The organism is Corynebacterium camporealensis (genome assembly GCF_000980815.1).
GTDB lineage: Bacteria > Actinomycetota > Actinomycetes > Mycobacteriales > Mycobacteriaceae > Corynebacterium > Corynebacterium camporealense.
In genome coordinates this window covers 675,482-695,930 of record NZ_CP011311.1, presented here as the reverse complement: position 1 = coordinate 695,930, position 20,449 = coordinate 675,482, and the positions used below count along the sequence as shown (strand labels likewise).

14 protein-coding genes and 1 tRNA gene are annotated in these 20,449 nt (G+C 61.5%); 4 read left to right on the top strand and 11 right to left on the bottom strand.

Features of this window, described 5'->3' with window-relative positions; translation table 11 throughout:
* Positions 1-113 precede the first annotated feature (113 nt).
* Positions 114-190, bottom strand: a tRNA-Met gene (locus UL81_RS03265).
* Between the two features lie 132 nt (positions 191-322).
* On the bottom strand, positions 323-3,295 hold the full coding sequence (locus tag UL81_RS03260) for a UPF0182 family protein (RefSeq protein WP_035106915.1): 2,973 nt from the start codon (positions 3,293-3,295) through the stop codon (positions 323-325).
* Between the two features lie 123 nt (positions 3,296-3,418).
* On the opposite strand from UL81_RS03260, the gene UL81_RS03255 reads away from it, so the two are divergent.
* Both UL81_RS03255 and UL81_RS03250 read left to right on the top strand, forming a co-directional pair.
* Complete coding sequence (locus UL81_RS03255) at positions 3,419-3,961, top strand: PPA1309 family protein (RefSeq protein WP_035106913.1); 543 nt, start codon at positions 3,419-3,421, stop codon at positions 3,959-3,961.
* A 42-nt stretch (positions 3,962-4,003) separates the two neighbouring features.
* Positions 4,004-4,645, top strand: coding sequence for a hypothetical protein (locus UL81_RS03250; protein WP_035106911.1), 642 nt, complete (start codon positions 4,004-4,006; stop codon positions 4,643-4,645).
* Here the strand turns inward: UL81_RS03250 and UL81_RS03245 are convergent.
* Entirely contained in the window at positions 4,632-5,699 is a 1,068-nt protein-coding gene (locus tag UL81_RS03245; RefSeq protein ID WP_035106910.1) for a YlbL family protein, read from the bottom strand. The two genes, UL81_RS03250 and UL81_RS03245, sit on opposite strands and share 14 nt — an antisense overlap.
* A gap of 115 nt (positions 5,700-5,814) precedes the next feature.
* On the opposite strand from UL81_RS03245, the gene UL81_RS03240 reads away from it, so the two are divergent.
* Entirely contained in the window at positions 5,815-7,236 is a 1,422-nt protein-coding gene (locus UL81_RS03240; protein WP_046453255.1) for a zinc-dependent metalloprotease, read from the top strand.
* On the opposite strand, the gene UL81_RS03235 is transcribed toward UL81_RS03240, so the two are convergent.
* Positions 7,233-7,715, bottom strand: coding sequence for a M48 metallopeptidase family protein (locus tag UL81_RS03235; protein ID WP_035106908.1), 483 nt, complete (start codon positions 7,713-7,715; stop codon positions 7,233-7,235). The genes UL81_RS03240 and UL81_RS03235 overlap by 4 nt on opposite strands.
* A 46-nt stretch (positions 7,716-7,761) precedes the next feature.
* On the opposite strand from UL81_RS03235, the gene UL81_RS03230 reads away from it, so the two are divergent.
* Positions 7,762-8,640 (top strand): TOMM precursor leader peptide-binding protein, encoded by an 879-nt coding sequence (locus UL81_RS03230; RefSeq protein WP_046453254.1) that lies wholly within the window; start codon positions 7,762-7,764, stop codon positions 8,638-8,640.
* Here UL81_RS03230 and UL81_RS03225 read toward each other — a convergent pair.
* From UL81_RS03225 to UL81_RS03195, 7 genes are read right to left on the bottom strand one after another with little or no spacing between them, the layout of a single operon-like run.
* Complete coding sequence (locus UL81_RS03225; RefSeq protein WP_046453253.1) at positions 8,611-10,665, bottom strand: ATP-dependent DNA helicase UvrD2; 2,055 nt, start codon at positions 10,663-10,665, stop codon at positions 8,611-8,613. The genes UL81_RS03230 and UL81_RS03225 overlap by 30 nt on opposite strands.
* Positions 10,658-11,368: an NAD(+) diphosphatase gene (locus tag UL81_RS03220; RefSeq protein WP_035106906.1), complete on the bottom strand. Its 711-nt coding sequence runs from the start codon at positions 11,366-11,368 to the stop codon at positions 10,658-10,660. The genes UL81_RS03225 and UL81_RS03220 overlap by 8 nt, the downstream gene beginning before the upstream one ends.
* Positions 11,369-12,463 carry a potassium channel family protein gene (locus UL81_RS03215; RefSeq protein ID WP_046453252.1) on the bottom strand — a complete coding sequence of 365 codons (1,095 nt, stop codon included), beginning with the start codon at positions 12,461-12,463 and terminating at the stop codon, positions 11,369-11,371. It abuts the gene before it with no gap.
* A 27-nt stretch (positions 12,464-12,490) separates the two neighbouring features.
* Positions 12,491-15,661 (bottom strand): ATP-dependent helicase, encoded by a 3,171-nt coding sequence (locus UL81_RS03210; protein ID WP_046453251.1) that lies wholly within the window; start codon positions 15,659-15,661, stop codon positions 12,491-12,493.
* Positions 15,654-18,776 carry an ATP-dependent DNA helicase gene (locus UL81_RS03205; protein ID WP_236684500.1) on the bottom strand — a complete coding sequence of 1,041 codons (3,123 nt, stop codon included), beginning with the start codon at positions 18,774-18,776 and terminating at the stop codon, positions 15,654-15,656. The genes UL81_RS03210 and UL81_RS03205 overlap by 8 nt, the downstream gene beginning before the upstream one ends.
* Positions 18,773-19,534, bottom strand: coding sequence for a hypothetical protein (locus tag UL81_RS03200; RefSeq protein ID WP_035106904.1), 762 nt, complete (start codon positions 19,532-19,534; stop codon positions 18,773-18,775). The genes UL81_RS03205 and UL81_RS03200 overlap by 4 nt, the downstream gene beginning before the upstream one ends.
* Positions 19,535-19,542: 8 nt before the next feature.
* Positions 19,543-20,439, bottom strand: coding sequence for a DUF3152 domain-containing protein (locus UL81_RS03195; RefSeq protein WP_046453250.1), 897 nt, complete (start codon positions 20,437-20,439; stop codon positions 19,543-19,545).
* Positions 20,440-20,449 lie beyond the last annotated feature (10 nt).

Here is a 20,449-nt window from a genome sequence, read left to right as displayed (position 1 = left end):
CGTTTTGCGCACGTGAGTCGGTTCTTAAGGGTACTTCTTAGTGTTTCTGACCATTTCTGGGCTTGGATCGAAAAAATCCTGACCAGCATTTCTACTGGTCAGGACTTGAAAGTTGGTAGCGGGGGCAGGATTCGAACCTACGACCTCTGGGTTATGAGCCCAGCGAGCTACCGAGCTGCTCCACCCCGCGTCGGATGACTTCCATCATCTACGCTTAGGACTTTGCGTAACCGCTTCGTCCTGGCGACTCATGTAACTATACATAGCGGTCGGCACCTACCCAAATCGCCTGGGCAGGTGCCGTTTTCGCTATTTTCTTCGCTTAGTTGAGGTTGCGGTAGGACTCAACTGCACGGTCCAGCTCGTCCAGAGCCTTGCCGTACTCCTCGAAGGAGCCATCGCGGGCGTCCTCGAGGTTGCTCAGAGCATCGTTGATGTCTTCGATTGCTGCGCCCTCATCCGAAGCAGACGGTGCCGATGCCGGTGCGGATGCCTCGGCTTCGTCGTCCTGCTCGGCGGTGACGGAGTCATCATCGTCAGGTGCGGTGGCTTCCGGATCGGTGCCGCCGTCGCCTTCGACCTCTTCGATGTCCTGTGCGGCCTGCGGGTCGATGCCCACCTGGTCCAGGGCCTCACCAATGGTCGGGGCGTAGCCCACGCGGCCCTTGTAGGAGACCAGCACGCGCAACAGCTTCGGGAACGCAGATTCCTGGTCCTTACGCTGCGAGTAGATCGGCTCGAGGTAAAGGATCTCGCCGCCACCGACTGGCAGAGCCAGCAGGTTGCCGTTGTGCAGGTCGTTGGTGCCCTCCCACAGGGTGCGGTCACGTGCGACCTGGTCAGAGGACATCATGGCGTCCTGCGCCTGCTTCGGACCCTGAGTCTGGGTGTTCGTCGGCAGCACGCGCACCGTGATGTCACCGTAGGAGTTCGGATCCGACGATGCAGTCATGTGTGCGGACAGGAACTGACGGTTCAGACCACGGAAGGAGGTGATCAGCTGGAAGCTTGGCTCGTTGGTCTCTGGGTCAGCAGCCATGACGTAGTACGGCGGCTGGTCCAGGCCCTCGGCCTCGCCTGCAGTTGGGTCTTCCGGAACGGACCAGAAGGCGTCGTTGTTGAAGAACACGCCTGGGTCATCGACGTGGTAGCGGGCCAGCATGTTGCGCTGGACCTTGAAGATGTCTTCTGGGTAGCGGAAGTGATCGCGCAGCTCGTCAGAGATTTCAGACTCTGGCTTCACGACGTTCGGGAACACATCGCTCCAGGCCTTCAGGACCGGGTCTTCGGTGTCGAACTCGTAGATGTCAACGGTGCCGTCGTAAGCATCGACGGTGGCCTTGACCGAGTTACGGATATAGCCGACCTGGTCGTTGATGAGGCGCTGGGTGGTGCCGTCTGGGTTCTGCACGTCCTGGGTGGTCTCCGTCAGGGAGGCACGCTGGGAGTACGGCAGGGAATCCAGGGTGGTGTAGCCATCGACGATCCACTTGATGCGGCCATCGACAACAGCCGGGTAGGTAGACGAGTCGGTGGTCAGCCACGGAGCGACCTTCTCGACGCGCTCACGCGGGTCACGGTCGTAGAGAATCTTCGATTCCGAGCCCACGCGGTCCGACAGTAGGAAGTTCAGCTCCTGGTACTTCAGCGCGTATGCGGTGCGGTCGAAGATGTTGCCGATTTCGACGCCGCCTTCACCTTCGTAGGTGTAGGTGGTGTTGTCGGTGTCGTACTCGACCGGGTTCGGGCCGGTCTGGCCGGTGATGGCGTAGTCCAGGCCGTCCTCGGCAGAGGCAATAACCGGGCCGTAGTAGATACGCGGCTGGTCAACCTGGATGCCCAGGGACTCCTCAGCGTCCTGGGTCTCGCCTTCGCCTTCCGCTTCCTGGCCGGCCTGGGTCTGCAGGTCGGAGACGGTAAAAACCGGGAAGCCACCGCGGGCAGAGCCAGCATCGCGTGCTACCTCATCGACGGTGTTGGCCTGTGCAGCCACGAAGCCGTTGCCGTGGGTGTAGACGGTGTGGCGGTTAATCCAGTTGGACTGGTTCTCACGCAGCTCGTTCGGGTCCACCTCACGGGCGGCCACGACGAAGTCGCGCTTTTCACCATCAATCTCGTAGCGGTCCATGGCCAGGGTTTCCGGAAAGCCATAGAAGTTACGCAGCTGCTGCATCTGGGTAAAGGTCGGAGCCAGAATGTCCGGGTCCAGCAGACGCAGGTTGGAGATGGTGGCGTTGTCAGTGGCAACGCGCTCGTCGTCGATGTCCTCGTCGCCCCAGTTTTCGATGTAGGTGACGTCTTCATCGGTAAGCCCGTACGCAAAGCGGGTGGCCTCGATGTTGCGGGCAATCGACTCGGCTTCCTTAGCCTGGCGGTTCGGCTGAACGGAGAACTGCTCCATCAGCAGAGGCCATGCCTGGCCCACGGCCAGGGAGGAGACCAGCATGAGCACAACAGCCAGGCCCGGGATGCGCAGGTCCTTGATCACGATCGCCATGAAGAAGGCGATGGCAACGACGATGCCGATGATCATCAAGATGATCTTGGCCGGCAAGTAAGCATTGATGTCGGTGTAGGAACCACCGGTAAACAGGCCGTGCTCGCGGTAGAGCAGCTCGTAGCGCTCCAGCCAGTAGCCGATAACCTGCAGGACCATCCAGATACCTGCGGTCACAGCCAGCTGAATGCGGGCTGGGCGGGAGATGCCGCCACGCACGCCGGCTGCGCGGTTACCAATGCGGATGCCGCCCAAAACGTAGTGGCCAAACAGGGCAATCAGGAAGGCAATGGCAGCCAGCAGGGAGAAGGTGCTGACCAGCAGCTGGTAGACCGGCAGGTCAAAGGCGTAAAAGCCCATGTCTTTGTGGAACTGCGGATCTTCAAAGCCGAAGTCACTGCCATTGATAAACAGCAGCACGGTACGCCAGTTACCCTGGCCAATCAGGCCAGCGACCAGGCCAAAGACGATCGGCAGCACCTTGAGCACGGTGTGCATAGTCTTTTCAATAGACTTGCGGTACTGGTAGACCGGCGAATTCAGGTCGGCCACATCCATGCCATCCGGGCGGCCCTTCCATACGAAGAAGGCCGCTGCCCAGGTGACTACGGCAGCCAACAGGGCAAAGACAACAAACAGAACAATGCGGGCTACGATCGCCGTGGTGAAGACATTCCGATAGTCAATGGCACCAAACCACCTCCATTCGGTATAAAAGCCGACCAGCATGGGGCCGAGGAACAAAAGGGCTGCAATGATGCCCACCACCCACGCTATGGCGCGGTTGGGGCCTTTCATTGGCGCGGAAGGTCTGGAGAGTCCGGAAACCAACGCCTGCTCCAATCAAAAAATCGTACGAAAATAGCGGTATAGTCTTCCAGCTTAGGGAAGGCAACACCCAATCAACGAATAAGGATGTTCATGAGTTCCCCCAACGATTCACAGCAAGCTTTAAACAAAGCCATGCGGGAGGCCGTCGAGTTCGTCCACGCCGAAGGCTGGGAAGCACGTCCGACTCTATTCGCGCTGGTTCCCTCGGAGTTACTCAGCGACCAACTCGCGGACTTGGATGCGGAAGATTCCGCTCCCCTCACTTTGGTGGTCCAAGAAGATCTCCCCGAAAACATCGAGCCCGGTACCGAAGAACTAGCGGAGTATGTGTCGCGTTTGGCCTGGCCCCGCGAAATTGCTGGTGTCATCTTGGCCCAGGAGATTAACTTCCGCGATACCTCCGGTGAGCTTGCAGCTAACGATGTCCGCCCCGCCCGCCTGTTTTCCGGCGCCTTGCGTGAGGAAGGTCTCGAACTGACCTTGCTGCAGATGCGCCCCACCGAAGAAGAGCTGGAAGAGCAGGGCCCCTTCGCCGAGGATGAGATTCATCTGCGCGGCGGTCCGGAGGTAGCACCGGGGGTAATTGCGGCGTTGCGTTACGGCCTCGAGCAGGATCCGGACGAGATCGCCTAAACTGGATTGTTGACTTTGCTCACCGCGTAGTAGGAGAACACTGTGCTGTCATCTCGCCTTGCCCGCCCCGCTAGCCTCGTCGCTGCTCTGACACTGAGCGCGGCGTTGGTGGCCTGCTCAAATGGCGAGGAAGAAGCACCGGTCGACCCCGCTCCAGCAACCTCCGAAGAAACCACCGCGGAAGAGACCACCTCAGAAGAGGCCTCGTCCGAAGAATCCTCCTCCGAAGAAAGCTCTGCAGAAGAGTCGGAAGAAAGTGCATCGGAAAGCGCTAGCTCCGAAGCTGAGGAAGAGCCGGAAGACGGCGATGCCGAAATCATGGACGAGGTCTTTGCCACCTTCGGCCCCGTGATGAGCGAGAAGCTCTACAACGAATTCGATAGCTGCTCGGAAGGCAGCGTCAAAGACTCCTACTACTGCTCTGGCCAAGAAGTAGGCCAGTTCCAGTTCCACAAGTCCAAGTCCAAGGCTTCCCAGACCACTCAGGTGCTTACCGGCCTGCGCAGCGCTACCGCCGTGGAAGACGACGGCAACCGCGTGGTGGGTTGGTCGACTCTGGGCAGCACCATCATCTTGTCTGTAGTAGATAACCGTGAAGGCCTTGTCATGCAGCAGCTGACCAACTCCGATGAGGTGGATCCGGAAGAGCGCCTGGCTGAGTTGGACTTACTTAGCAACGATTAACCGGTTTACCGGCGGCGAAATCCTCCATGGTGGTAATGGCGTCGTCAAGCGTTTCTACTGACGCAACCACCATGTCACCGTGATCGCGACTGACTGCCTCGACACAGTTTTGCGCCGGGGCTAAAAATAGCTCTGACCCCTGCTCGGCAGCCGCCCCCACCTTGTGCACGATGCCACCAATCGGGCCAATGGCACCGTCATCGCCAATGGTTCCGGTTCCTGCCACGCGCTTGCCACCGTTCAAGTCCCCGGGCGAAAGCTTATCGATGACCGCCAGGCTAAACATCATGCCCGCCGACGGACCACCAATATCTTGCAGGTTGTAGTCAACCTCGACGTCGCTATCTGGCACCGTCAGCATCGATACGCCCAGCAGCGCCGAGCCGGACTGGTGCGGGTTCTCCCCTAGCTCAACTGTCTCAGTGACTTCCTTGCCGCCGCGATCTAAGGTGAGCTCGATGTCATCGCCAGGCTCTTTTGCCTTGATTAGTTCTTGGACCTTGACCGGGTCGCTGACCTCCTCGCCGTCGACGCCGGTGATGATGTCGTTGAGCTCTACTACCCCAGCTGCCGGCATGTCGTCGAGAACCTGCGCGACCTGAATCTTGACCGGCAATTTCAAGTAATCCATCGCTGCCAGCGTGGCCGCCGATTCCGATTGGATGAATGCCTGCTGATTGGCTTCCTGGACATCGTCATCGCTCATATCCTGCGGGATGACGGTATCAATCGGCACAATGGTGTCATCAGTAAACATCCACCGGCCGAGTGCCTGCGCCAACGTCATGTTGGTGCGCACCGACACCGTCGTCATGCTCAGCTCGCCGGTGGTGTCATAAGTTTCTGGCGCATCTACGTCCACGACCTCGGTGCCGTCGACCTCGCCGAGGGTATCCACGACCGGACCGGGACCTTCTGCGGCATAAGGCACAGTCAAGGTGATGTCAGTGCCGGGGATGCGATCCACGGTGACCAAAGCCCCGGTCAGCAGCACTGGAATAGCACCCCATGCCAGGGTGCGAATCCGGGTGCTGGGACGAGTAGAAGAATTCACGGGTAATGAGCCTACCCGTTTCACCGTGGCAGATTAATTCGCTGCAGCTACGTGTTCGCTGTCAGCGTAGTGTTTAACGTAGATCGTGAGGATAAACGCCGGTAGGTTGGGACACATGAACAACGGATTCGGTTTTTCCTTCCCTAACAATGACGACGACGATGACAACAACGGACGTCGTGACCAGAACCCGTTCGGCGCGTTTGGCTTCGGTGGCGGTGGCAATGGACTCGGCGACATGCTCAACCAATTCGGGCAGATGCTGTCTGGCATGGGTTCGTCGATGAACTCCCCGGAGGGCCAGAAGAGCGCGGTCAACTACGACATGGCGCAGCGCATCGCCCGCCAGCGCATCGACGGTGAAAAGAACATCACCGCCGAAGACACCAAGGCGGTTGAAGAAGCCACGCGTTTGGCAGAACTCTGGCTTGACGATGTCACCTCGCTGCCCACCGCTTCCGGCTCCATCAAGGCCTGGAACTCCACCGAGTGGCTGGAAGAAACCCTGCCTGCGTGGAAGCGCATGGTCACCCCGGTGGCTGAAAACATGCACAACGCACAGCTGGATTCCCTGCCGGAAGAAGCCCGCGAGATGATGGGCCCGCTGTCGCAGATGATGCAGCAGATGTCCGGCATGAACTTCGGCATGCAGCTCGGCCACGCGCTCGGCGATCTGGCCAAGCAGTCCCTGACCGGCTCCGACTTCGGCCTGCCGGTAGCCCCTGCTGGTACCACTGCCCTGCTGCCGCACAATATCCAGACCATCGCCCGCGATATGAACATCCCGGGCCAGGAAATCCTGGTCTACATCGCCGCGCACGAAGCAGCGCGCCAGCGCCTGTTTACCCACGTGCCGTGGCTGGTTGAGCGCATCGTCTCCTCCGTCGAGGAATACGCCATGGGCCTGGTCATCGATACCTCGCACATCGAAGAAGCCACCCGTGAGCTCAATCTCGAGTCCGGCGACCCGCAGGCCATCCAGGACGCAATGTCCAAGCTGCAGGGCATGGATCTTAGCCCGCGCATTACTTCTTCTAACTCCGCTGCGGCTTCTCGCCTGGAGACCCTCCTGGCACTGGTTGAGGGCTGGGTCGACCACGTCGTCAACGAAGCACTCAGCGAGCGCATCCCGTCGACGAACAAGATGGCTGAAGCCTGGGCTAATCGACGCGCCACTGGCGGTTCTGCCGACCACGCCCTGTCCAGCGTTCTCGGCATCGAACTGTCCGCACCACGTGTAACCGAAGCCGTCGAACTCTGGCGCCGTTCCACCAACGCCGTCGGCGCCGACAAGCGCGACTCCGCCTGGGACCACCCAGACTTCCTGCCCACCGCAGAACACCTGGAGAACCCAGCAGCCTTCATCGACTCGCTCCTCGACGACCAACCCGACGAAGGCTTCGAAGAAGAATTCGCGAAGCTCGAAGAAATGCTGCGGAGCGAAGATAGCTCCGCAGATGGCGCGGAATCCGAAAAAGATTCCACGGAGGAAAAGGGCTCTGAAGAAGAGTCCGACGACGAGGAGAAGGACGACTAACCCCAGCGCTGGAACGCTTCGAGGTAGCCCTTGGCGCGTTCTGCCTGTGGGAAACTATCGGCCCACGCCCAGAATTCCGGTCCATGACCAGGGATGAAGGTGTGGGTCAATTCGTGTATTAAGACCGAATCCAGCACGTAGTCCGGAACTTTTTGTAGGCGGTCGGTGATGCGAATATCGCCGGTTGAGGTCGTACAGCTGCCCCAGCGATGCTGCTGGTTGCTCACCCAGCGCACCGAACCGATGTTGGCCTGGCCTTCCAAGTACTTGGTGTTGAGCTGCTTGGCGCGTTTGAGCAGTTCATCGTCAGAGGCGGGTGCTTGCTTGCGTTCCAAGCGCGCGAGCATGCTCGCGACGGCTTCCTCTTCTTCCTTCTTGCTCATCCAATCCGGAATGCGCACCACCAGCGTGCCTTCTTCCATGCGCGCTTGCACGGTACGCTTGCGGCGGGCAGAGCGGATGACGCGAACCTTCGACATGACAGCTGAGTCTACCTGTGCTTAAATCTCCGCCAAGGGGGAGATTATGGGAATGCTTTATCTAGCGCCCGGTTATTCAGCTTTCGTGCGCGAAGACGACGTCGTGCAATTCGGGGTGGATGCCACGCGCTGCGGACTGTTGCAGACAACGGATGCGCCCGCGGTAGCGAAGGCGGTCAATGACATGCGCGAACCGGTACCGCGCAGCAAGGCACGGCGTTTGCTCATCAAGGCAGGTGTCGCCAAGGATACGGCGAATTCGGTACTCGATGACCTTATTGACTACGGCGTGCTGTGGCCGGTCCTCGACCCGCAGCCAGTGCTGGTGTTGGGTTCAAGCCCGCTTGCCGATGCCCTCCGCGAGCACCTTCCCCACTACAACTTCACCGTGCGCAGTAGCTTCGGCGGCACCGCCGCACTTTTGGAAGCCGCGCGCATGGGCCAGCGCATGCCGGTGTTGGCGGTGGATATGCTCGACAAGCCGGTTGATACCGCGAATGCGTTGCGCAAAAAGACCGTGACCTGGATTCCGGTTTCGCTCGTGGACTCGCGCGGCATCGTCGGACCACTGCATATCCAGGGCAAAGGGCCGTGCCCGATGTGCATCCACATGCACCGCATCGATGCCGATTCCGCGTGGCACCGGGTGAGTCAACAGCTTGGCGAGCAGAAACCCAGCAGCGACTCACTGCTGATGGGCGCGATTATGGCGCAGGTCAGAACGATTCTGCAGCGCATGTATGGCTTGCCGATGCCACCAGGCGCCCAACAAGCAGCACTCGTGGCCGGCGAATCCTTTACCGTGGATTTCCACGGCCACCACCAGCAGCGCATCGTGATGGAACACCCGCGCTGCCCGGTGTGCTTTCGGCCGAACCTCGAGTACGAGGCCCCACTAGATACGCGCGTTGCGAATAACCTCTAGGACTTCCGCGCCGTAGCGTTCGAGTTTGGCAGGGCCAACGCCGGAGACATCGAGAAGCTCAGCTTCATCCTGCGGCAGTGCTTCCGAAAGCGCCTGCAACGTGGCATCGGAAAAGACCACATAAGCTGGGCTCTTAATCGCCCGGGCGGTCTCTGCACGCCAGGAACGCAGGGCCTGGAAGACGTCCTCGTCGCCGTCGGATTCGCAGTAGTCGTGCCGGCCGATGACCTTTTCTGCCGGGGTATTCAACCCCGCACCGCACACGCGACAGCGCTGCGGACGACGCTTCTTGCCCCGGTCGTTGGTGCTTTCGGTTCCTGGGGCCAGGCCGTCGAGGAACCGGGTTCGCTCACGCGAGGCGCGCGAACCGGTCGTCTTCGCCAGCGCCCAGGACAACGCGAGGTGCTCACGCGCACGGGTAATGCCGACATAGAAGAGGCGACGTTCTTCCTCGATTTGCTCGTCACCAGCCTTGATGGCGTGGTTAATCGGCAGCAATTTCTCCGTCAGACCGACGAGGAAGACCGCGTCCCACTCCAGGCCCTTGGCGGCGTGGAAGGTCGCCAGCGTGACACCTTCCATCGTGGGGTTCTGCTTGGATTCGGCACGCCGGCGCAGCTCGCCAATCACGCCCGGCAGGTCGATGCCCTCGTGGTCGCGCACGATCTGTTCAATCAGGCTCACCAAGGCATTCAGCGACTGCCAGCGTTCACGGGCTTGTGCCCCCTGTGGCTCAGAAGAGCTCAGGCCCAGTTCGACGAAGGCGGCCTTCGCGATTTCAACCGGTGCGTTCGGTAGATCATCGCGACGCGTGGCGGCAATGAGAGCGCGGATGGCCTCGCGAATCTCAGGACGACGGAAGAAGCCTTCGCCGCCTTTGACCTGGTAGACGACGCCGGCATCGGCAAGCGCTTGCTCAAACTGCTCCGACTGGGCGTTGATGCGATAGAGCACGGCAATCTCAGAAGCCTTCACGCCCTGGTTGAGCAGGGTGAGAATCTTGCCGACAACCTCCTTAGCCTCCACCTCTTCAGATTCGTAGGCGTCAAAGGTGGGCTCGGGGCCGGGATCGCGCATACCTTCCAGTTCCAGGCGCGTGCCCGCGGCACGGCCCACGGCCTTATCGATGACCTCGTTGGCCAGCTTGGTCACCTGCGGCGTGGAGCGGTAGTCGCGCTGCAGTTTCACGATGGTCCCATCCGGATACGTCCGCGAAAAGTTCAACAGATAATCCGGCGAGGCTCCCGTAAAGGAGTAAATGGTCTGATTGGCATCGCCCACCACGGTCAGGTCGTCGCGGTCACCGAGCCAGGCGTTGAGCACGCGCTGCTGCAGCGGAGTGACGTCCTGGTACTCGTCGACGACGAAGGTGCGGTATTGCTCGCGGAAAGTCTCCGCCACAGCCGGTACGTTCTCAATAGCACCGGCGACGTGCAGCAACAGGTCATCGAAGTCCAGCAACATGCGCTCCGGAGTGGACTTCAACGACTCGTAGCGACGGTAGACCTCAGCCAGCTTTTCCGGCGCCACGGGTGGCTCGCGGTCGCTGTCCTTAATCGCGGCCGCATAGTCGTCCGGGCCCAGCAGACAGGATTTGGCCCACTCGATTTCCGAGAGCACATCGCGGATATTTTCCGTCGAAGTATCCATGCCCATGCTGCGCACCGCACGCGCGACCAGCGGGAACTTGTTATCCAGCAGCTCCCACGCGAGGTCGCCGGCAAATTGCGGCCAGAAGTACTTCAGCTGGCGCAGTGCCGCGGCGTGGAAGGTCACGGCCTGCACACCACCAATGCCCATGGCGTTCAAGCGGTCGCGCATCTCCCCTGCTGCACGGGCGGTAAAGGTCACCGCCAGCACGCGAGTCGGGTTCACAAAGCCCTGGTCCACCAGGTGCGCGATGCGGTAGGTAATCGTGCGAGTTTTACCCGTACCCGCACCCGCCAGAATGCACACCGGGCCGCGCGGGGCGGTGGCGGCAACGCGCTGGTCGTCGTCGAGTAGGGACAAATCCAACTTATTCACCGTGGTACCACTCCATGATCATCGTGTGCGCAATCGAACCAGCCCTAGCCAAGGGCAATTCCGGCAACTCGTCCCGGCTGACCCAGCGAATTTCGGCGAGCTCGCCATCCAGCTTTCCTACCGCCGCAGCATCGCCGGTCACCGCCGTGAAACCGACCATCAACGACCCGGACGGCGGCCAGGGCTGCGAGCCCCAATACTGTAAGTCCTCCACGCGCCTGCCGGTTTCCTCCCAGACCTCGCGGGCAAAGGCCTGTTCCAGTGTCTCACCCGCATCGACGTAACCGGCAATCAGCGAAAAATACCCATCGCGCTGACGGTTACGGGCAAGCAAAATCTTGTTCGTTCCGCGTAGCTGCACCATGCCGATGACCGCCGGGTCCAGGCGCGGAAAGACCAAACGCCCACGCGGATTGCGGCCTACTACCCCGCCGTCGGAGTAGTCGAGCTTTTCACCACTAGCCGGATCGAAAATCATCTCCCGCCGGTTGCGCACCAACGTGATCGCCTTCAAAATTTCTGGCTGATCGGCAAAGAAGGTGGCGTCTTGGGGTGTGCCGAAGGCGGCGACATCGTCAAGCAAAAGCGCTGACCACCGCGACAACTGCACCACGACATCCGTCGGTGGCAGGTGGCGCAGCAGCACAGGCTGCCCGGCCGCATCGACCGGAACCCGTCCGGTAGCTGAGACCGGTAAGTACATCTAGTCGTCCTCGTCGATTTCTGTGGGTTCTTCCATCTCGTGCTTGATATACAGCAGGCGATCGCCTGGCTTCAACGCCGAGGCGTCCTTGGTATCCACGCGGTGCAGCTCGTTGTTGCGCAGCACCGCCAACACGATATCGGCTAGGTGACGTGGGTTGGAACCGACCTCAAACTCGCGCACGGGGCGCTCTGCAACGGAGAAGCCCTCATTTGGCGAGAGCAGGTCTTCCATCATCTCCACCACGGTCGGAGTCACCGTCGCCAGGCCTAGCAAACGACCGGCAGTCTCCGCCGAAGTCACCACGGAATCTGCACCGGATTGGCGCAGCAAGTGACGGTTTTCCGACTCGCGCACCGAGGCCACAATCTTCGCCCGCGGATTGAGCTCACGCACCGACAACGTACACAGCACCGCCGTGTCATCTGTCGACGGTGTCACGACCACCGACTCAGCGTTCTCCACACCAGCAATCTTGAGCACATCCTGCTTCGTACCGGAGCCATAAATGGTCACCAAGCCGTGGTGTTCCGCATGAGCCAGGGAGGCGCGATTAGTATCGATGACGACGATTTGGGAGGCCGGGATGCCATCGGCAAGCAATGCCGCGACCGCGCCCGCACCCTTGGTGCCGTAGCCAATAACGACGGTGTGGTTACGCAAATTCTTTCTCCAATTCTGGATTTCAAAGGTACGCCGCGCACGGTCTGTGAGCACCGACAACGTAGCACCGACCAACAACACCAGGAAGACCAGGCGGGCCGGGGTGATGACGACCAAGTTAATAAAACGCGCCTCCGGGGTCACCGGGACAATATCGCCGTAGCCCACCGTAGTCAGTGAGACCGCCGAGTAGTAGGCGGCATCGAGAAGTGAGAGATCCTCGCTGTAGCCATCCCGGTCCAGGTAAACGACAACCATGACGAAGACCAGCAGGGCAAAAGCCCACAACACACGACGGCTCAGCCGCCGCCAGGGGCCGGCGCGATTATCGCGGGGGACCTGGATGACATCGATAAGCGCGTGATCTGGCTGAGAAGACAGCTCGACCTGGGCTTTAAAGCGCTCTCGAAAGCGATGCAGATGCGTGCTCACGCAACCTCCTTTAGTGACGGACTAACTCTAGTCCTCCACCCACTCAACCGACGAGTCCAAAACCGCAGCCAGGTCTTTACCCGCCGGCAACGACTTAGGTTCGAGCGTAAACCCACTGCTCACATAATGGAATACCGCGCGCACCTTGGCACCCTTAATTTCCTGCCGTAAAGCCTCAGCATAGACCGCCAGCTGCAGTTCCGCTGCCTTCAACTCCGCGCCCTGCGGCGGGCGACCGGTCTTCCAGTCCACAACCAGATAACTGCCATCCGGTTCCTGAAACACCGCATCCATTCGGCCGTTGAGCACCGAACCATGCAGCGTGAAGTAGAAAGGCTTTTCCACTTCCACCGGGGTGCGCTGTGCCCATTCGGATTTCATAAACGCCTCTTTGAGCTCTTCCACGTCCCCGGTCGGGTCCTCGCCCATGCCTGGCAGCTGGTCCTCATCGAGCAGCGCCTGCCCGCCGAAGAGGTCCTCCACCCAGGAGTGGAAAGCCGTGCCACGCTTGGCATACCGATTCGGCTTAAACGGAACCGGACGACGCTGCCTGCGCGCAAACTGCAGCGCATCCCGGCCCACAGCCACAAAGTCCGAAGCCGTCAGCTCCTTCGGCAACTCCACATCCACCCGCGGGGTCTGCAGCGCCTCATACTCGGCAATCAGCGCGCTGGTCTCCTGCTCCCACAGGTCAAAGGTCTCACCGCGGCTGAGTGCCGGTTGCTTGACGATGCCCTCCCGCACCAGCCCCGCAGCCTCCATCACCTCGGCGCGGGGGTTAAGCTGCGGAAACTTTTCTTCGCCCAGGGTGCGACCGTCCTCTGCCTCTGGGGTCTCGGGCACCTCCCAGTGCACGACGAGGTCGGGGAATGCGTTCTTGAGGGTTTCGAAGTACTCGTAGGGGCCCTTCTTCGACTTTCCGGATTGGCGGTTGGTACCGGAGCCGGTGATGGTCAGCGTGGACTCGGTACGCGTCATCGCCACGTAAAAGAGGCGCGCTGATTCCTCGGCATTGTGTTCGCGGGCTTCCTCCATGAACTGCTTGCAGGCCTTTTCGAAGTCCGTGCGCGTGGTGGCGTCCATATCCAGTGGAATCTCATCGCCCGGTCCTGGTGCCTTATCGACCTTGGTCACGAACGTCTCCGCCTTGGCGGCATAACTTTGCGAGTCCGCATGAGCCACGCACACGTGATCCCACTCCAGGCCCTTCGCCTTGTGCGCGGTAAGAATCTGCACGCGGTCTGTCGTCGCCGGAACCTCACCGGCTTCGAGTCCGCCCTCCTCATCGCGGGCAAGCTCAAAGTAATCCAGCAGCGCGCCGAGTGAATCGCCGTGGAAACCAGCGACGAACTCCGCGAACTGGTCCAGATGCGTGGCACCCCCGGCGCGCCCACGCGCCAGCACCTCAGTTCGCAGGTTAAACAGCGCTTCGATGTCGGCGAAAAGGTCTGCCAGCGGCTTGGCCAACGAGTAGGTGCGCAGGTGACGCAGCTTCGCCGCGACCTCTTCCATGCGCGCCAGGCCTTCCGGGGTGTAGCGCTCGCGCTCGCCCAGGTCGGCCAGGGCATCGCCAAGCCCCAGCACCTGGTCCGGCTTTTCTGCAGTCTGGACTGCCAACTCCGCGCGCAGGTGCTCGAGCGGGTCACCGCCCTCATAGCGCACGCGATTATCCTCCACACCTGCCAGGTTGCGCTGGCGTGCCGCCAAGGCTTGTAAATCCTGAATGCCCAGGCCGCACAGCGGACCGGACAAAACACGCAGCGCTGCTGTCGATGCCTGCGGGCGCACCAACAACGTCGCCAACGCCACCAGGTCCTGAATCTCCGGCTCCCACAACAGCCCGCCTAGTCCGACAATTTCATAAGGCACACCCGCCTCCTCCAGCGCCTCTGCAATCGGGATGGCCTGTTTGTTCTGACGCACCAGCACCGCGGCCTTGAACTCACCGTCGCGTTCTTCCCACAGCTTTCGCAAGTGCTTCGCGATGAACCCATGTTCCTCCGCCGGCGTCTCAAAATACGCCAACTGGACTTCCCCCTCGGGCGCGCACTCGCGCGGCGAGAGCTCCCCCACCGGGCGCGTTCCGCCCGCGAAGACACCCGTGGCCACAGTGTTTGCCAGCTGCAGCGCCTTTACCGGATTGCGCCACGAGGTCAGCAACTGGTCCTTATCGGCTGGTACGCCGTCTGCCTGCGGGAAGTCCTCCACGAACGCAGTGAGGTTCTCCGCGGTCGCACCGCGCCAGCCGTAAATCGCCTGCATCGGATCACCCACGGCCGTGACGGACAGCCCCTCGTGCGGTGCGTTGCCAAACAGACTGCGCAGCAGCACGCGCTGCGCATGGGAGGTGTCCTGGTATTCATCGAGCATGACCACGCTGTAGCGGGCGCGCTGTTCCTTGCCCACCACTGGATGTTTCTCCGCTAGCTGCGCTGCCACCGACATTTGCTCGCCGAAGGTAATGACGCGTTGTTCGGCTTGTTCGTTCTTGAGGGCATCGACCAACGGGAGGTACTGCTTGCGCAGCGTCTGGGTCTCCATGTATTTGAGGTTGTTCTGGGAGAACTCCGTCTTGCTGCGCTTGGATTTCTCCAACGACTGCACCTCGCGCAAGAAGGCATCGGCTTGCTCTTCAATGTCGGTGGTATCGAGCAAGCTGTTATCGATGCTTTCAGTCAGACGCAGCAGCGTCTTCGTCACCGTCGGCACCGCCTGGGGTGCTGCGAGCTTGCCGCCATAATTGATGACCACCTCCCGGGCAATGGCATAGCGCTCTGCCTCGGTAATGATGCGCGCGCTCGGCTCCACGGGCACGAGCAGGCCGTATTCACGCAGCAACTCACCAGCATAGGAGTCATAGGTCGACACCTTCGGCGCGATGGTCTCCAGTGCTTCTGCTGCAGGCGATCCCGGCACAATCAGCCCCGACGAGCGCAGCGTCTGCAATTGCTTGCGGATGCGCTGTTCCAACTGCTGCGCCGCCTTACGCGTAAAGGTCAGACCCAACACCTGCTCGGGGCGGACCATGCCGTTGGCAACCAGGTAGACCACACGCGAAGCCATCGTCTCGGTCTTGCCCGCGCCAGCGCCTGCCACGACGAGTTTCGGCTTGAGGCCTTCCTCCATGACCTGCACTTGCTCGTCGGTGGGCAGGAATTTCTTGCCGAGCGCACGCGCAATCTGATTCGGACTAAACATCAGTGGTCATCCTTCCTTCCGTATGCACTGGGCAAATGCTGCGAATCGGGCAATCATCGCAGCCATCGTTCTCGCGCGCGGTGACCTTCGGTCCGCGCATTTCCTCCAACAGCGGCGGCAATTGCTCGGCGAACTCGTTCAGTTGTTCATCATCCAAGCGCGCCTGCTCGCGCGAGGTTCCCCGCACACCGACTGCCGGGTAGTAGAGCACGCCTCCGCCACGCGACATGCCGTCGCCGGTGCGGATGGCGCCATCGATAAGCTGGCCGTGCTCCAAGGCCAACTGGTAGGTCGCCAGCTGGGCGTTGTCCTGCACATCGGCCTTCGTCGGCGCGGACTTACCAGTCTTCAAATCAATGACGTAGTAATCCGTGCCATCGTTGCTCAGCCTGTCGATATAGCCACCAATGCGAATCCCGTCGACGTCAACACTGACGGGAACCTCCACGCCCACCAGGTCTTCGGCGTTCTTGAGTGCCCAACTCCGCGTGCGCTCGAGCAAGTCAGCGAATTCTTCCAGCTTGGTCTCGCGCTGCCAGTCCGGGCAGTTGAGCACCTCGCCGTAAGCCTCCATGGTCAGTTCAAAAGCAGCATCCGGGTCCGCGCCGCGACCGAGCGCTTCTAAGAAAGCATGGGTGATGTTGCCGCGCTGCAGGTGAATCTCGCTGCCGTCGTCTTCTTCGGTAAGACTCGTCAGCATCGCATTCAGAGGACAGGTCAGCAGCGCTTCCACCTTCGACGGCGACAAGCGCGCCGGCGCTTCCAGCTCGTGTTCGCTGGCAAGCTCGCGCGCCGCCCACCATTCGTCCGGGTGCGCGCCTGGCACGCCGGCTTCGGCCATGCGCGCTAGCTGTCGCACGGCTTGGGTGCGCTCGGTCTCGCCGCTTTCGGGGTCCGTAACCACGCGGCGCAGCTGTGCAACAAACGACGGCACGGATAGCACCGAGACCTGCAGCGGGTCGACTTCCTCTTCCGTCTCCGGGCGCACCGGTGCAGGTTCAGGCACATCGAGGCCCAACTCACGCGGCAAGCGTGAGCGCCGCAACTGCTGGTTGGCTTCCCGGCGCGCCTGGGCACCCGGGACATCGACGCCCTTGCCACAGAATTCCTCAATGAAACGCGACGGCTCAGCCACGACATCGCCATCCGGCTGGTCGATGGCCGCGATGACCAAACGCTGCCGATGCCTGGACGTCGCCACATGGAAAAGCCGACGTTCTTCTGCAAGACGGCTAGCCAGGTGGCTGACGGGCTCATTCGGTTCGATGCGGTGGTCGATTAAGTCGACGAGCTTTTCTTGGTCAAACAGAGATCCGGTCTCACCCAGGGCTGGCCACTGCCCTTCCTGCGCGCCGACTACGACAACGGTGTCCCACTCGCGTCCCACGGCACCGTGGGCCGTGATGACCTCGACAGCCTGCGGGGTGGCGGTGCGCCTATCGCGCACGCCGGTGGGCAATTCTTGTTCTTCGATGTGCTTGATAAAAGCACTCAAGGTGGCACCGGAGTCGTAGCGTTCGACGAAGTCGCCGGCGGCATCGAAAAGCGACATCATCGCATCCAAGTCGCGGTCGGCCTGCGAACCGGTCGCACCACCGCGCAGGGCGGCTGCCTGCAAACGGGCATCCAGGCCGGTTTCCTGCCAGACAGCCCAGAGGATTTCCTCGACGCTGTTCTCAGCGGCGATTTCTTTTCGTCCAGCACCGATAATGTCGCGGATGCGGGTGAGAATCGTTTCTTCGCGCTCGGTAAGCAAGCCTTTGAAATCGGGCAGTTCGCCGTCAAGGAGCTCGCGTAGCGTATCAATGCCGCGCTTATCCGGCGCATAGCGACGCAAACCACGAATCAGCCGGCGCAGGGTCACCGGGTCTGCACCACCCACGGGACCAGTAAGCAGGTCTTCGAGCTGGCTATTGGTCAGTTCTTCTTCGAGCCCGCGCAGGGCAAGCAGCATGGCGGCGACGAGGCGTTGCTCGGAAAGCACCACGTCGGTTGGGTTGATGTGGACGGGCACGCCAGCTGCCAGCAGGGTGCGACGGACTTTGCCAATATCCCCGCTACCGCGGACGATGACCGCGATGTCCTGCCAAGGAACGCCGTCACTGAGGTGGCGGCGACGGACGGTATCGGCAATGACGTCGCGTAGGGTGCCTTCAGATTCGACGATGCTCACACACGCCGGTTCGGGGTGCCGCTGAGATTCGGTCAGCTCCAGGGTGTGCTCGGCGGGGAAATTCTGCAGGAATTCCTCGTTAGCACCGCGGAAGGCAAAGACGGCCTGGTCCGGGTCACCGGCGACCACAGTGAGTTCGGTGGTCTTGGACATCTCCGTAATCAAGCGCCCGGCGGTCGGGTCGAGTAACTGGGCGTCATCGACAACGATGGTGTCCCACTGGTGATTGTCCGTTAAGTGCGGGCGCAGCAGGACCTGGGAGATGAGCTCGGCCGCAGATAGCGAGTGCACACCGCGCAGTTCCTGGACGTGTTCGTACTCACGCAAGAAGATACCCGCGGAGCGCCACATGGGTTGGTGGTAGTGGTCGCCGAGTTCTTCCAGGTCATCTGGTGAAAGACCGCGCTCAATGGCGCGCAACAGGAAGTCACGCAGCTGGCGGGCGAAACCCACGAAGCTTAAGGCCGGGCGGTATTCTTCCGGCCACTGGGCACCGCCGTCGGCGGCATGGCCTTCGAGCAGTTCGCGGATGACGGCGTCTTGTTCGGCACCGGTAATCAGGCGCAGGTCTTCGTCGCTGTCGCGACGCAATAACGCAAAGGCCAGGGAGTGCACGGAACGCACCGGGCTGGAGCTGGCGGCGAAGTTTTCCAGGTGCGTCGACAGTTCCCGGCGCAACAGCGCACCGGATTCCTTGGAGGTCGCCACCACCAGGATGCTGTCGGGGTGCGCGCCGGTCTGCAGGCGGGCGATGACGGTGTCCACGACAAAGCTGGAGACACCCGTGCCCGCACCACCAGTGATTTTCCAGGTGCCGCGCTCCGGTAAAGGTATGTCCCAGCTTCTATGCTGTGCTGGTCGCTTGCGCGCGACCAGTCGCACAGTTGGCGATGGCGGCAGGACCACACCTGCCCGGGCGGTGGAATGCGGACTATAACTCACTCAGCCAGTATCTCAGATGCCCGAGACACCAGCATTTCCTCCACGCGCTCAATCTCCGAACGCACATTCGACTTCGATGCGGGGTGCAGGTTATTGACGTGGCGGCGATACGCCACGGCACGCAGCAGCAATTGGTCCATGTGTGGCACGTGGTTGAAACGGCGGCACACGGCATCGTCGACGACGCCGGCAATGAGGCCATCGACAATCACGAGTGCGGCAGACCAGCCGGCCGGACGGGGCGCGGCAGTCGGCACCACATCGACGATGGTGGGTGGATTCGCCGCGGCAAACAAGGTGGTGCCCAGCACATCGGCGTGGCCGACCTGCACGGGGACATCGGCAGGCAATGCCACAATGGCCTCGCCCGTTTCTTCCCAGGCGGCGCGTTCGGCGCGGGCGAAGACGTCGTCGCGGTTGCCGGGCACGGGGACATCGGCAAGCACTGCGTCAATACGCAAGGCCAACTGGGCGGCCTCATCCGCCCGGCCGCGCAGGCCCCCGGGGACGTATTGGTTCGCCTTCCAGCCCGCGGCGGTGTAGCGACCATCCGAGGCCACGACGGGGCGGACCACGCGGGCACCATGTACTTTGAGCTTTTCGCGCAGCTTCGCCGACCAGGACGCCCAGGGGCCCGCCATGGCGTAGACAACATCGCCAACTAACACGCCATTATCCCAGGCCGCGCCGAGCTGGCGGGACTGAGTGGAAGCCTCCGCATGGAAAGCGGTGAGAATATGCTCAGGAGGAAAGGTCACAAGGCTCCTTACTCAGGTTGGTGCGGGTCCTGGACCTGCGGGTTCGGGTAAGGCCAGGGGTTAGGCTCGCACGTTACGTCATCATCCGGGTAAATCTCTTCCGGATCCTGCTCGTGCAACTGCGCGTTGTTCATACTGAGCGTCTGCTGCATCATGATTGGTGCCAGTTTGCCCTGGCCGCCGCAGGCCTGGTGCTCGGCATATCCGATGGCGTGACCGAACTCGTGGTTGACCAGGTACTGGCGGTAATTGCCAATGTCGCCTTCAAAAGGCACCGCACCGCGTACCCAGCGAGATTCGTTGAGCACCACGGTGGACTCGCCGGTAATGCCGGTGTGGCAGGAGGTTTCGGTCTCCAGGTCGGCACCGCACAGCTGTGCTGTGGTGTGCAGGGAAGTCAAACGGATGCGGGTGTCCGGGTCTTCGTCGGCCGGGACGCGGATGAATTCGAAGTCACCGCGTGCGGTCCAGCCGCGGGGGTCGCCCAAGGTGGCATCGACAAGCGATGCGAACGCTGCATCGCCGCCGTAAGCATCCGTGTTCACGCCGTTTTCAATCTCCACGGAGTACCGGATAGTGCGCTCGCCGTCGTGGCCAAAGTGGGCATCGGAACGCGGCGCCTCACGGTAGGTATCCTCGCCGCGCTCGGTGTAGTCGCCCCCGGCGGGCAGCGCATCCGCAGCGCGCTGAATGGCCTCCTGGTCCGCCGGATCCGGGCCCGGGCGGGAGGTCTCCTCCGGCACCGAGGTCACCGGGGCATCCTGGGCGGAGTTGTCCGGCTCCGACGAGGCCGTGGCAATGTCGACCACAAGCCAAATCGTCAGCACGGCTAGCACGGGAATCGCAACGACCCGCCACCAGCCGTACTCGCGCGCAAACCGGACTACGGCGTTATCTTTCTCCATGGCCCCTTAG

Excerpts from the sequence above, each read along its gene's own strand:
- UL81_RS03255 (WP_035106913.1), top strand. The coding sequence starts at position 3,419 with ATGAGTTCCCCCAACGATTCACAGCAAGCTTTAAACAAAGCCATGCGG.
- UL81_RS03235 (WP_035106908.1), bottom strand. The coding sequence starts at position 7,715 with ATGTCGAAGGTTCGCGTCATCCGCTCTGCCCGCCGCAAGCGTACCGTG.
- UL81_RS03240 (WP_046453255.1), top strand. The coding sequence starts at position 5,815 with ATGAACAACGGATTCGGTTTTTCCTTCCCTAACAATGACGACGACGAT.
- UL81_RS03210 (WP_046453251.1), bottom strand. The coding sequence starts at position 15,661 with ATGTTTAGTCCGAATCAGATTGCGCGTGCGCTCGGCAAGAAATTCCTG.
- UL81_RS03195 (WP_046453250.1), bottom strand. The coding sequence starts at position 20,439 with ATGGAGAAAGATAACGCCGTAGTCCGGTTTGCGCGCGAGTACGGCTGG.
- UL81_RS03220 (WP_035106906.1), bottom strand. The coding sequence starts at position 11,368 with ATGTACTTACCGGTCTCAGCTACCGGACGGGTTCCGGTCGATGCGGCC.
- UL81_RS03260 (WP_035106915.1), bottom strand. The coding sequence starts at position 3,295 with ATGAAAGGCCCCAACCGCGCCATAGCGTGGGTGGTGGGCATCATTGCA.
- UL81_RS03230 (WP_046453254.1), top strand. The coding sequence starts at position 7,762 with ATGGGAATGCTTTATCTAGCGCCCGGTTATTCAGCTTTCGTGCGCGAA.